This window comes from Proteus terrae, assembly GCF_003144325.1.
Lineage (GTDB): Bacteria > Pseudomonadota > Gammaproteobacteria > Enterobacterales > Enterobacteriaceae > Proteus > Proteus terrae.
On sequence record NZ_PENS01000012.1, the window covers coordinates 46,710 to 60,803 of the forward strand.

The 14,094-nt window shown below is 42.0% G+C and carries 12 protein-coding genes; all 12 read right to left on the minus strand.

The features are described 5' to 3' along the window. Window positions 1-6 precede the first annotated feature (6 nt). Entirely contained in the window at window positions 7-783 is a 777-nt protein-coding gene (fixA, locus tag DK857_RS13025) for a putative electron transfer flavoprotein FixA (RefSeq protein ID WP_109402386.1), read from the minus strand. Window positions 784-836: 53 nt separating this feature from the next. Then, window positions 837-1,976, minus strand: a complete 1,140-nt coding sequence (locus DK857_RS13030) for an acyl-CoA dehydrogenase family protein (RefSeq protein WP_109402387.1) — start codon at window positions 1,974-1,976, stop codon at window positions 837-839. Between the two features lie 90 nt (window positions 1,977-2,066). Further along, window positions 2,067-3,386: a GntP family permease gene (locus DK857_RS13035; protein ID WP_072069069.1), complete on the minus strand. Its 1,320-nt coding sequence runs from the start codon at window positions 3,384-3,386 to the stop codon at window positions 2,067-2,069. An 80-nt stretch (window positions 3,387-3,466) separates the two neighbouring features. Continuing rightward, complete coding sequence (locus DK857_RS13040) at window positions 3,467-4,600, minus strand: 2-hydroxyacyl-CoA dehydratase subunit D (protein ID WP_109394954.1); 1,134 nt, start codon at window positions 4,598-4,600, stop codon at window positions 3,467-3,469. Continuing rightward, window positions 4,600-5,841 (minus strand): 2-hydroxyacyl-CoA dehydratase subunit D, encoded by a 1,242-nt coding sequence (locus tag DK857_RS13045; protein WP_109394952.1) that lies wholly within the window; start codon window positions 5,839-5,841, stop codon window positions 4,600-4,602. Before DK857_RS13045 ends, DK857_RS13040 begins: the two co-directional genes overlap by 1 nt. Next, window positions 5,838-6,665 carry an acyl-CoA dehydratase activase gene (locus DK857_RS13050; RefSeq protein WP_109402388.1) on the minus strand — a complete coding sequence of 276 codons (828 nt, stop codon included), beginning with the start codon at window positions 6,663-6,665 and terminating at the stop codon, window positions 5,838-5,840. The genes DK857_RS13045 and DK857_RS13050 overlap by 4 nt, the downstream gene beginning before the upstream one ends. Before the next feature lie 36 nt (window positions 6,666-6,701). After that, window positions 6,702-7,937 carry a CaiB/BaiF CoA transferase family protein gene (locus tag DK857_RS13055; RefSeq protein WP_109402389.1) on the minus strand — a complete coding sequence of 412 codons (1,236 nt, stop codon included), beginning with the start codon at window positions 7,935-7,937 and terminating at the stop codon, window positions 6,702-6,704. A 66-nt stretch (window positions 7,938-8,003) separates the two neighbouring features. Beyond that, window positions 8,004-9,641: an AMP-binding protein gene (locus tag DK857_RS13060; protein WP_109402390.1), complete on the minus strand. Its 1,638-nt coding sequence runs from the start codon at window positions 9,639-9,641 to the stop codon at window positions 8,004-8,006. Between the two features lie 471 nt (window positions 9,642-10,112). After that, complete coding sequence (locus tag DK857_RS13065; protein WP_098941843.1) at window positions 10,113-11,435, minus strand: MFS transporter; 1,323 nt, start codon at window positions 11,433-11,435, stop codon at window positions 10,113-10,115. An 85-nt stretch (window positions 11,436-11,520) separates the two neighbouring features. After that, on the minus strand, window positions 11,521-11,808 hold the full coding sequence (fixX, locus tag DK857_RS13070; RefSeq protein ID WP_023582978.1) for a ferredoxin-like protein FixX: 288 nt from the start codon (window positions 11,806-11,808) through the stop codon (window positions 11,521-11,523). Then, the gene (gene fixC / locus DK857_RS13075) at window positions 11,805-13,097 is read right to left on the minus strand and encodes an FAD-dependent oxidoreductase FixC (protein ID WP_109402391.1); all 1,293 of its coding nucleotides are present in this window, start codon (window positions 13,095-13,097) and stop codon (window positions 11,805-11,807) included. The genes fixX and fixC overlap by 4 nt, the downstream gene beginning before the upstream one ends. A gap of 57 nt (window positions 13,098-13,154) precedes the next feature. After that, the gene (locus tag DK857_RS13080; protein WP_109402392.1) at window positions 13,155-14,093 is read right to left on the minus strand and encodes an FAD-binding protein; all 939 of its coding nucleotides are present in this window, start codon (window positions 14,091-14,093) and stop codon (window positions 13,155-13,157) included. Window position 14,094: the final 1 nt, after the last annotated feature.

The following is a 14,094-nucleotide window of genomic DNA, read 5'->3' on the forward strand; positions in this document are numbered from 1 at the left end:
ATCTCCTTATTGATTAACCGCTTGGCGTAAATGTTCAGCAAAAGTGGCAATATTTTCATCTGAATCACCTTCTAAAATAATGCCAAGGCGATCAGTCTGTTCTGGTGCACAAACTTGTGTTTGCACAACAGTCAGAGCAGAAATATCAATACCGATATCTCCCAAACCCAGCTTTTCAACAGGCTTTTTATTTGCTGCTAAAATGGCTTTCATTGAAGGGAGCTTTGGTGTGTTAATACTTGAAGTGACACACACAACGGCAGGTAATGTCAGCTCTAGTTCTTCCGTGATATTTTCTAAGTCACGTTCAACAATGATTTTGTCACCTTCAACGGTGATTTTGTTTACTGCGTTGACACAAGGTAAACCTAAATATTCACCTACCGCTAAACCTGTTTGTTGAGCGTATAAGTCACCAGAACCTTCGCCGAAAACTAATAAGTCAAAACCAACTTTTTGTGCCGCTTGCGCAATAATATTGGCAGTATCCGTTGAATAAAGAGCGCTACATGCATCATCTGCAACCAGTGTTAATGCATCAGGGCCACGCGATAAAATATCTTTTTTGATCTTCGCGTTTTCAACCATTGCACCTGTACCCACACTTAATGCAGTTACAGTGCTATCACCAAGGGTAGAGGCAATTTCTACTGCGGTTTCAATGGCATTCAAGTCATACAAGCTAATTTTTAAACCCGCATTATCGGTTGCGAGTGTACGGTCAGGCCGTGTTGTGATGTCTTGTTCGTCATGAACAACCTTACAGCAGGCAATAAGTTTCATAATTCACATTCTCCGTTTTGCACAATGCAACAAATTAATAAGCTCAAATCTCATTACGCTAAAATATGTTTAGCAATAACCATGCGTTGCACTTCACTTGTGCCTTCAAAAATTTCGGTGAGTTTTGCTTCACGCATCAGACGTTCAACAGGATAGGATTTGGTGTAACCCATACCACCATGTAATTGGACGGCTTTTTGAGTCACATAAGTGGCAGCTTCTGCTGCATAAAGTTTGGCTTGAGCAGATTCACGGGTATAAGGAAGACCTGCCATTTTGGCAGCCGCAGCGCGATAAACCAGCATACGTGCGCAATCAACACGGGTTGCCATATCCACTAATACCCATTGAATACCTTGATTAGCAGCAATTGGTTTACCAAATTGAATACGCTCTTTGGTGTAAGCAATCGTGGCATCTAATGCACTTTGCGCGATCCCTAATGCAAGCGCAGAACAACTTAAACGCCCACCATCTAAGGTTTCCATCGCGATATTAAAGCCTTTACCTTCTTCGCCTAACATGGCGCTGGCTGAAACAACGCAATCACTAAAACTCACAGAGCAGGTTTCAGAACCGTTCATCCCCATTTTGTCTTCAGGTAAACCGATGCTGATACCTGGGTTGTCACGCTCAACTAAGAATGCAGTGATCCCTTTAACGCCTTTGCTTTTATCTGTCATAGCAAATACGATAAAGAACGCACCTTGAGGTGCTGCGGTGATCCACAATTTAGAGCCATTAATTACATAGTTATCGCCTTGGCGAACAGCGGTTGTTTCTTGAGCCGCAGCATCACAACCCGCGCTTGGTTCAGACAAACAGAAGCACCCTAATTTTTCGCCAGACACTACGCCCGGTAAAATGCGTGCTTTAGTCTCTTCATTAGCATATTTTTGAATAATTGGGCCCGTTAAAGAGCATTGTGAACCCATGATCATCGCGTGAGAGGCACTGACTTTTGCCATCTCTTCTGTTGCTAATACATAGCTAATTGCATCCGCCTCTGTACCACCATAAGCTTCATCAATATTGAAACCAAAGAGTCCTAATTCAGCCATCGGGGCGATGCTTTCACTTGGAAAACGATGCTCTTTATCAATTGCACCTGCAATTGGTTTAATATCGTTTTCAACAAACTCTCTGACCATATCGCGGATCAGGACTTGTTCTTCTGTTAGCTGAAAATCCATGTTTATTTTCCTCTGAGAATATTTATGGTTATCTCTATGGCGTGCGACTTCACGTTTGTCGTCTTATCGCACGCATTAATGGGTTTATTTCTACATCGTCGCTATAGATGCAGGTAAAAAGGTGTACAGCAGCAACATAAACATCATGGCTAACAGTGGGATAGCGAGGGTTAATGTACCCACAGGACCGTATCCCTCTTTATGGCTGACACCACAGACGCTAAAGACAGTAATAATCAATCCGTTAAATGGAGGTGTTGTACTCATAGATGCCATTGTGGCTACACGGTGTAAGGAGCCTTGATCAACCACAGTTGCCGGGAACATTGCCGCAATCATTGGCATAGCAATACTTAACGCACCAGAGCCTGAACCACTGATAAATACCAAGGCACCGACTGAAATTGCAGTCACAACAAGTGGATTAAGACCCGATTGAGCAATTGCTTGGAATGATTCTTTGAACGCAGGTAAGGTCATAACTAACGCACCAAACCCAACAATAACCGCCGTGTTAAAGAGGGAGGTCACCCCTTCCATCGTTCCTGCGGCTAAATTAGGGACGAGTTTTTTCCAATCGAGGTAGCGTAAGTACACAATTAAAGCGGCAATAATCGCGCAGAACAGTGCAATAGCAGGATCCCATTTCAGGATATTCAGCACGACAAGCAGAATAAGCATAGGGAGTAATGCGACTAGCACATTAGGTAGCTGACGATCTTTCTTACCTTCCTCTGCTTTTGCAGTTTTTTCGTCTTCAACCCAGCCTTCGCCTTTTGCTTTTACACGCTTAAATAACCAAGTGAGATAAATAATAACTAAGGTGACTTGGAACAGTGCAGTCAACATACCTGGTACTAAACCAGCAGTAGCCGAAGTACCTAAGAATTTCATTGGGATAAGGTTTTGGATTTGTGGTGATCCTGGCATTATCATCACAAACGTACCCGCACCTGCAAAATAAACAGCCGGAATAAGTCTGCGAGGAAGATTCGCTTTGCGGAATAAACTCACCATCATTGAATAAACGGTAAACAGTGCAACAAACACTGAAACACCGCCATAGGCTAAAATGGCACAAGCCGCAACTAATGAAGGAATAACGGCTCTTTCACCAAATTTACCAATAATAAAAGAGGCAACACTATCAGCAGCGCCACTGATAGCGGTTAGTTTGCCAAAAATCGCACCGAGTACGAAAATGAAGAAGAAGCTGCCAAAATAACCACCTAATCCGCCGGTATACACTTGTAATAGTGCATCGACAGGATTAAGCATATCTGGTGATACAAGCCATGCAGTCACAGCAAGAAACAGGCTAGTGGTAAAGACAGAAATGAAAATATGTATGCCTTTCATACACATAATCATTAATATCGCTAGCCCGATGATTAAACAAATAATACCCATGATTGCCCCACTTATATGTGTTAGGGTTCAATTGACCTGCGTACATTACGCAGGTCTTTTGTGACTATTGGTTAACGTTGTTAAGCAGAAAGCACATCTGCAAAAGTTTGCAGTGCCGTTCTTGCCTGTTCATATGTTTTAGTTTGCTGATCGATTTCGATAATGATGGAAGGAATGCCTTCTCTATCGAGGAATTTCTTCACAATAGGGGCATCAAACTCTTCGGGATCACAAAACTTCGTCAGCAAATAAACGACACCATCAGCACCCGTGTTTTTCACCATGTCGGCAATTAAACGACCGCGTTTTTTCTCTGGATCATACAAAAGCGAACACCCTTCAAGCTGAGCGATTTGCTCTGCCATCGCTTCATAAGGTGCTTTGTTTTCAGGGATATCTTGGCGGAACTGACGAGACTCATGTGCGACTTCATCCGCCACAATCGCCATCTTGTTATCAGCCAAAATTTGTAGAATAGAAGGGCTATCCGCAATAATGCCTGTCACAACAACTTTGTGCCCTTTCCAAGGTTCTGGGGATAAGGTTTTGCATTGTGCAACAATGGCTTCAACGGCTTTTGTATGTTCAACGACATCCATAAAGTAACCACTTTTGATCACGGTATTACGGCGTTGTGGTGTGATTAAGTTTGGATGAAGTGCAGCCATCTCTGAGAATTCGCGTAACGCGGCACGACGCAGATTAAACAGATGAATCGCATTTTTCAGTGCATCATCTGTCACAGGCTGACCTGAAATTTCCCCTAATTGCAGTGCAATTTTTTTGTATTGTTCGGTTAAGAAAGCAATACCTGCTGGGGTTTTACGATTTTGTGGATGCACCAGTTGGATAAAAGGCACTTGTGGCACACCAGCTTTCCAGTTTTGCCCTAAGCATTTTAAGGTGTCACACAAAGAAGGAATTATGGCTGCTGATAGTTTATTCAGCGCACCATCTAATCCCATTTCAAGAGAAGAAAGCGCTAACGCACAATAAAAAGGAGGGAAATATTTCTTCGCTTCTGAGATCTCACGTCCTTCTGCACCCCAAATACCAAAAGGCACCATACCTGCCGCATAGACAATTTCATTCGGGGTATATTCAGGAAAACAACCAATAACCTTTTTGCCACTGCGAATAAAACCCTCTAATTGAGCAACAGGGTTATCCACCACGGCTTGTAACTCATCAAACAACTCCGTTAATGTTTTCATTAAATGTCTCCCTTTTTCATTTCTGCTTTATTAGCAGCCATAATTTCAGTCAATGCTTCAACACGGGTGACATACTGCGCTTCAGAGAAAACACGAGGATCAGCTTGGTCTCCATCAAAAGTCACTGTTGGGATCTTAAGTTCATGACGAATACGGCGCTCAATTTCAGGCATAATGCCACTCCAGAGCTTACAACTGCGGTTAACGTGAATAATCGCGCCGTCCACTTTATTCTGACGACTAACGTCAATACGCATATCCGCAGCACGCTCAACAGAGACACAGTTAGGAACATAAGAGTAAGCACGCATCATCTCGTCGCTGTTTTGATAAATCACACCAAATGCGGTCGCATAAACAGTAGCGGTAACGTTGATACCCTGCTCTTTTAACGGAGTCGATGTAGCACGCAAATAAGGCCAGCAGGCGATACCTTCAAAAAGAACACGGTATTTTTCTTCTCCGCGATAAGTCGATTTTTTCTCTTTGATGTTTTGTTCCATCTCTTCACACAGTTGCTCAAAAGCCAGTGCAGCTTCTAATTTACCGCGAGCACAAACCGCAACAGCCATGTGATTAAAGAGATCAAAACCATTCATTGGAGACGGTTCATATTGGCAATATTCTGCCGCTTTTAACCATGCGCGCCCTGTACGTTGTGAGATCTCACAAACTTCTTTGAATTTCTCTTCGGAGAAGACTTTGCCAGTAACTTTTTCGAGTTGTTTAATCGCATCATCAAATTGAGCTTGAACGTATTTCACCGTGACATCATCGGTGTCATAGTCATTTTTATAAGGAATATCGATAAGGATCATCGGGATATTCAGCTCATAAGAGATATTTTCATACCATTTGATCATGCAGTTACAGATGTTGTTACAGCACAGCAAGAAGTCTGGCTGTGGCATATCCATCTCTTCACACTGTTTAATATCCATGTAAGAGAGGCTGATGCGAGCATAAGCACAGATATCGTTGGAATATCCCATGCTTTCTGCGTGTTCACACATTTTTAAACCCGCACCTTTCGCTGCAATTGCAGCAGCTTGGTTTTCAGGGTAAACCACACATAAACCTAATGTTTCAGCGATTTCTTGAGGGAAGTTAGAGGCACACCACCCTATTTTTTCACCGCTGTTTTTCGCGTCCCACGCACGCTGATAAGCATCAGCAGCGATTTTTTGCAGTCGTTTTTTCGCAGGAATATAATCCGGCGCATTCATATCTACATTGCTCATTTTGATGTTCCTATTGTTAACGCATCGTCTTCCAGTTGATGGCGGTACGCTTCAAAGGCATAAATGGCGGCGCCTATCGCCCCGTTGTATTGTGATAATGGAGAGGTGGAGATAGAGGCGTTCAACTCTTCGCTAACATAACGAACAACTTCAAAATTACTGGCAACACCGCCTGTCATAACAACAGGGGCTTCAACACCGACCCGTTTTGCCAGACCAGCAATACGGCTAGCTACAGAGCGGTGAATACCATTAATCACATCGGGTATTGTTTCGTTATTTGCGAGATGGGAGATAACTTCCGATTCAGAGAACACGGTACAGGTTGAGCTAATCGTGACTTTTTTAGTGGACTTAGCGCCCTCTTGAGCAAGATCGGAAATTTTGGTTTCTAATACTCGCGACATCACATCGAGAAAGCGTCCTGTACCAGCAGCGCACTTATCATTCATCACAAAGTTTAATAAACGGCCGGCACCATCCATATGAAGTGCCTTAACGTCTTGACCGCCAATATCAATCACCGTTTTCACGCCCGGAAAAAGAAAGTGTGCACCTTTCGCATGACAGCTCAGTTCGCTCACTTCTTTATTGGCTTCTTTCAGAGAATTACGGCCATATCCTGTTGCGCAGATCCAGCTGATCTGACTGAGATCGCCGCCAAATTGGCGCAATACTTCATTGATCGCTTTTTCAGGGCCAGATGTCCCAGCACCGACTGATGCCAACGACTTCGCGACAATAGCGTCACCATTTTTCATGATGATACATTTTGATGCAGACGATCCGATATCAACGCCCATTGTGAAAATGTCTTGTTGCATGCCTTTGCTCTCCTGAAAATTAAAAAAGTAAGTGGATTATTCTTTCCACGTCATCACATCTTTATTGGCTTCAAGGTTTGCTATCTCTTCAGCGCTATACCCTAATTCAGCTAATACAGACGGTGTGTCTTCACCTAACAAAGGACCACGGCGATATTCAGGTAAACCACTCTCTAAGAAATCAATTGGTGGGCGAACTAAGGCTTTTTCACTGCCATTTTTGTATTTCATGTTGTAGAAGGTGTTGATTGCCCAAGCTTGCTTGTCTTCCAACACTTCTTCCCAAGTTTGTGCAATGCTGAATGGGATATCATTTTTGGTGAAAATATCTGCCCACTCCGATGCTGTTTTTTGCTCAACTTGATGCCAAATCAGGTCATATAATTCAGGAGAGCGATTATTTTTTGCCACTTCTTGTAGGCGGGTATAACGTGCGTCTTCAGCTAAATCTGGACGACCAATACAAGAAATAAAGGTTGGATAATAAGCATCGTAAACAGGCATACAGACTTGAATAAAACGGTCATCTTTTGTTTTATAAGCCAGAATAAATGGGCTGGTGGTATTACGGCGATCGATTGGATACGGCTGACCATAATCAGGGTATTGTGCCGCTTGGATCATGATTGCTTGGGTATAAATTGAGGTATGCAGTAAGTTAGTTGAAACATACTCACCTTGACCGATATTTTTAGCACGAATATAAGCGGCTAACACACCTGAAACCAAGCCTAATGCGCATTGGTGATCGCCAAGTCCTGGGATCACGTTCATAGGTACTGTGCCTTTTTGGTACAGCGAGCCTAAAATACCACCACGCGCAAAGAATGCGGTGTAGTCAAATCCTGGTAAGTCTTTATCTGGGCCTTCATCACCATAACCTGTCACGCTAGCGTACACTAACTTTGGAAAACGTTGTTTTAACGTTTCATAGTCTAAACCTGCGCGTGCTCTTGCACCGGGACGCCAGTTAGTTAAGAAAATGTCTGCTTTTTCTAACAGTTCAAACAGGATTTTTTTCCCTGCTTCTGTTTTCGTATTTAACACGATCCCACGTTTATTGGCGTTTTCTAAATCAAAACTGGTGTTTTCATGTTGATCTAATGGGCGACCTTCTGTTGGTGCGGTATAGCGTAAGTTATCGCCACTTGGAGATTCGATTTTGATTACGTTCGCACCCATATCAGCTAAAATACGACCCGCTGCGGGTACTGCGATAAAGGTCGCCAACTCAACTACGGTGACGCCTTCCAATGCTTTATGACTTGTCATTTCTTCTCCTAATTATTTTTAGACTTCATACTGCTGTTGTCAGAATGTGGATAAATCCGTTGTCACTTAACCCGCTACTTTGGTTTTTTCATCCTTGATTGAAACGCTATAACCCAGTTGCAATTTCAGTGCTTGCACATCAATTTTTCCGCAAGGGGTATGAGGAAATTCTGTAAAGAAATGGAGTTCTTTGGGGATTTTGTAGCGAGCCAGTCGCTCTTGTAGAAATTCACGTAATTCACTTTCACCAATGCTGTGGCCTTTTTGCACACAAATAGTGGCAATCACTTCTTCGCCTAAATCAGCAGACGGGATCCCAAATGCTTTTGTCGCATCAACACCGAGATATTCAGCAATCGCTTCTTCTATTTCGCAAAGACTGATATTTTCACCGCCACGTACCACAATCTCTTTCATGCGATAGGCATAGTGATAATTTCCTTGTTCATCGACATAACCAATATCCCCCGTGTGTAACCAACCCTCTTCGTCTAACGCTTCTTTAGTTTTATCTGGCGCATTGTCATAACCCATCATTACATGGAAGCCACGCGTGCAAATTTCACCTAAAGTGCCCACTGGCACCGGTTTGCCTGTTTTGGGATTGATAATTTTCATTTCAACAAAAGGTAAAGGCTTACCAATAGAGCTGCGTTTGATCTCTAAAGCATCATTAGGGAGAGTTTGAGTGCAACAAGGTGAAGCTTCTGTTTGGCCATAAGAGACGGTGATCCCTTTCATGCCGAGGATATTTTCGATGTCATCGATTAACGCAGGAGGAAAACTCGCCCCTGCGATAATGCCTTTATCAAGGCTAGATAAATTGTAGTGAGAGAACTGCTCGTGCTTTATTAAGCGGCTAAAAATCGTTGGTACGCCATGCATAACAGTACAACGATAGTCTTGCACCACTTTTAAAACATCTTCAGCACAATAGTTATCTAGAAGAACTAATTGACATCCGGTTGTTAATGCAAAAAAGAGGCAGGAAGAGAGTCCAAAACAGTGGAATAGAGGAACGGCAAGACAAATTACATCGTCATGCATAACACCTAAGCGTTGTGCTGACAGCATGGCATTATTAATGACATTATATTGGCTTAACATGACACCTTTAGGCATTGCTGTACTGCCAGAGGTCATTTGGATAGTCAGCAAATCTTTTACACTGACTTGTGCAACCGCATGTTGATATTCTTTATCTGATATTTTTTGGCTAACTTCTTTTAATTGAGATAAAGAGACACCTTTTTCTGCATGTTCATTTCCCATGCTAATAAATAACTGGGGTAATACATCTTTATTTTCAGATGCTTTTTTAGAAAGACAATTAATAACCTCAATAAAATGATTACTTTTAAAACCATCAGAAAAACAGAGTGCTTTAATTCCGGTTAATCGACATAAATCTAATAACTCTCTTTTCTTAAAATGAAAGTTAATACAAACAACAGGAACACCAATTTGAGCAGCGGCAAGAAAACAAATTATCCACTCTTTACTATTAGCAGACCAAATACCTAAACGATCACCTTTTTTTAAACCAATGGCTAAAAAACCACGCGCAACACTTTCTACTTCTTGTTGTAATTGTTGCCAAGAAAGTGTCTTTTTACTTTGGCTTTCAATCAAGGCTATTTGTAAAGCATGTTGCTTTACTACATTGTTTAGACATTCTTTAACTGTCGTTTCTAATAAGGTCATAAATACCTACTCAACCGCTTCTTTGCTGGTGTTTACGTCTGTAATGACCTTATTCTGGGTAGGGGAAATTATTCATTCTTGGTAAATAACGAACTGTTTTTCGTCATTTGAATAGTCTGAGAGAGATTTGTGATTGAGGTCTAGATTTGGTGGGTTAAATATAATTTGTAATTGAAGAGTAATTAATAACAATGAGATAAATTTGAAACCAAGGCGTTATAAAGGTGTTATTTTTAATAAAGAAAAAGGAGAGTCGTTTTATTTAAATAAAAATAATAAAACACTCTCTTTTTAATATAAATATACTTATCTAACTTTAAGATATAAACAAATCTTATCAATAAACATTGACGTTATAATTTAAATCAAAATAATATAAAAATAAATACAATAATGATTAAATTTTATAACATCTAAATAAAAAGTAATTTAAATCACTTAACTTATTTTATTAATCATCGATTAAACAGACTATTTTCCTCGTCGCATTGGCATGGTTGAGGTTTGATTGAGTGTTAATCCTTTGGTTTCTGGTGCAAACAACACAGAGACTAGCATGCCGAATAAAGAGATCGCAGCCCCTACCAGCATCGTGGTGTTAATACCATAAGTGGCGATAAAGGCAGGAAGAGCACACGTTGAAATAACCGTACCGATACGACTTATTGACATAATAATGCCCACTGCTGAGGCACGAATATCAGTCGGAAACAATTCGTTAGGATAGAGCCATTGTAAAATTCCGGGGCCACCAGAAAAGAAGGCGTAAGTCGCAAACGCTAAGATGACAAATAAGATAGGTAAATCAGGGAAAACCCCTAGCACCAATAATGCCAATGTCATCATGCCAAAACTACCAATCAATAGTGGACGTCGCCCTGTTTGATTTAACCAAAACATGGCAGGAATACACCCAAACATAAAGAACAGGCTAATCACCACATTCCCCAGTGCCGCACTTCTTCCCGCATCCCATCCCAATAAACCGACAATCTGTGGCCCAAAGGTATAAATGGCAAACATCGGGATAACTTGGCAAGTCCAAATGACCGCAACAAACAGAACAAAAGAGAAGTGACGTTTATTAAATAACTCGATAAAACGCGTTGTTTTGGCATCTTCCGCTTCAAATACTACGGGTTCACCAAAGAGTTTTATCATCATCTCATTACACTCTTTAATGCGCCCTTTGCGTATTAGCCACAGCGGTGATTCAGGTAAATCAAAGCGACCAATTAAAATAATCACGCAAGGGATAAAGGCACTACCCAACATCCAACGCCAACCATCTGCAATATCATATAAAAGATAGCCGACTAAGTTGGCGCAAGTCGCCCCGATATACCACATTGCAGCAATAAAACCGACAGCAAAAGCGCGTTGTTTTTTATTAGAAAATTCAGTGATCATCGAGGTCGCAATAGGATAATCGGCGCCAATCACAATCCCAATAAGGAATCGCATCACCAACAAACCCACCGGCGTGGAGACAAACATCGTCGCAATAGAAATAATGGCAATAGCCACAATATCCACAAGGAACATTTTACGGCGACCGACTTTGTCACAAATATAACCAAAGAGTGACGTACCAATAAAAAGCCCTGCTAAAGTTGCCGCACCAAGCAGACCAATCCATTGTGTATCAAGCTGTAATAACGGTGTGAGTTGCTCTAACGCCACACCGATAATCACTAATACATAGCCATCAAGAAAAGGGCCGCCACTCCCCCATAACATCACTCGACGATGCACAGAGGTAAAACGGATGTCATCAAAGTTTCTGGGTTGCATGACTGCGTCCTGGTATTTTTTCTAAATAAAGCAAAAAAGAAAAGCTCCCAGGCCGGAGCAGCACTGGGAGAAAAGTAGCGATACATCATCCGTAACGATATTCCACGCCAAACGTTCCGCGTGGGTATTCCCATTTTTCAAGCGCACTATCTAAACCAAGAATTCGACAAGTTCCACACTCTAAGCACCCTGCATAGTCAAAGCTGATGGTGCCATCTTCTTGCTTTTTATAAAGACCTGCTGGACATGCTTTGACTAAGGTTTCCAATACCTGCATATCAGGCTGCTCTTTAACGACGATATGTGGATTTTCCTCATCGACATTAAATTTATTGATGCCTAATTTGACATCGACATTTACGGGAGAACTCATATTGCTTTTACTCCTTTGATCCCATCTTTGATCAGATTCATCCAGCCCACTTTTTTGGTATGACGCATCATGGTTTTGCGCATCGGTACTGGCGCTTCACCCGTTACAGTGAAGAGATCTTTTGCAATACCAACTACCATTTCAGGGTAAGCGGTGAACATACGAGGGTTATCAAGTAAATCAGGCATACGCTGATAGGCTTTCATATCGCGTAACGGGCCATCTTCTAAATGTTTGAGATATTCATTTAGCGTTTGCTTGCTAAAATCATTTTTCTCCATGGCAGAGAGCACGGTTTTTGCAGCGGCTTCTCCTGATGCCATCGCTAAATCCATGCCACGGATAGTAAAGCCTAGGTTCATACACATCCCTGCAGCATCACCAGCAATTAATACGCCATCACGTACTAATTCGTTTTGCATTCTTAATCCAGCTTCAGGAACAACGTGTGCACCATATTCCACCATTTTTCCGCCTTCAATTAGCGGAGCAACAACGGGATGCTGTTTAAAATCTTCCAGCATTTGTGGCACTGATTTTTTTGCGTCTTTAATATGGTGAAGCCCACAGACAAGACCTAAAGAAAGCGTGGTTTTATTGGTATATAAGAAACCGCCACCCATCAATCCATCGGTAGGCGAACCTGCAAATAACCAAGCCACACCTTCGTTATCTTTTAGATTAAAGCGATCTTTAATGACACTTTCAGGCAGTTCGATGATCTCTTTTACACCCACGGCCACATTTTCAGCGGCAACACGTTTTGTCATCCCTAACTGTTCAGCCAAGATAGAATTCACACCATCGGCGAGGATCACCGCTTTGGCTTCTAACACATCACCATCTGCCTCAACACCAACAATCTTGCCATCACGTTCAACAAGCTTATCAACACGAATACCCGTAATACATTGCGCACCCGCGTTTTCGGCTTGCTCCATTAGCCATTGGTCAAACTCACCACGTAATACAGACCAAGAGGCCGTTTTTGGGTTCTTTCCTTCCGTATTTTGGTAATCAATTGTCATTGCGCCGGTTTCAGTCATAAATGACAATTTTTCATGAGTAATCACGCGTTCAACAGGCGCATCTTGCGCAAACTCAGGAATGATGCGCTCAAGGGTATGTGCATACAGACGACCACCGGTTACATTTTTCCCGCCAGCGTAGTTACCTCTTTCTATTAGCAATACTTGTGCGCCTTCCCTTGCCAAAACAAGTGCAGCCACAGATCCTGCTAATCCTGCGCCAACAATAATGGCATCGAAAATATCTTCGGAATCGGACATAACATCTCCAGAATTTGCGATAAACAGCAGAGAAGTTTCCTTCCCTGCTTAAATAAATCAGTTAGATAATTGACGAGTTAATGCAGGTAAAATCTTCATTAAATCACCGACAATGCCGTAGTCAGCGAATTGGAAGATAGGTGCATTTTTGTCTTTATTAATAGCAACAATAGTTTGTGCACCATTAGCGCCAACCATATGTTGAATTTGTCCTGAAATACCTGCTGCTAAATAGAGTTCAGGTTTTAGCATCAGGTTAGAAATTCCAACATAGCGCTCGTGTTCCATCCATTTCTCATTTTCAGCAACAGGGCGAGAACAGGCGATTTCAGCACCAATGGCTTTCGCTAACTCTTCTGCAATAACGATATTTTCTTTGCTACCGATACCGCGACCAACGCTGACAACAAAGCGCGCTTTATCTAAATCAACCGCATTGATTGCGCGTGGTTGAACTGAATTGCGAACGATAGTTTGAGCTGGAGCAATCCATGCGACTTTTTGTGCATTACCTGTAGCGCCAGTTTCTGGTGCAACATCAAAAGCACCCACGCTTGCAGTTACCACACAGTAAGGGGTTTTCAGGCTTTCATCACCAAAGGCAAGGCCACCGTAAACCATGTGTTTTGCCACTAATGCATCACCATCTGCCTTTAAAGATTGGGCGTCGTTAGAAACGACTGCTTCTAAACGGTGGCCTAAACGTGCAGCTAATAATTTTCCGCGACGTGTATTAGGCAGTAGCACTAATCCTGCATCACCTTTTTGTTTGATGGTTTCAACCATGCTCTGTGCATAGTCTTCAATAATGCGATCGTCAGGTTTACCTTCTAATTGGAAAACCTCTGTTGCCCCTAATTTAAAAGCAGCAACGCTTTGTTCATCATTCAATGTAAATACATTGATAGATTGTCCTAATGAAGAAGCGCCACCCACTAATTCTGGTAAACGGGAAAGTGCATCACTAAATACCCAAACAGTTGAAAACTGGCTCATA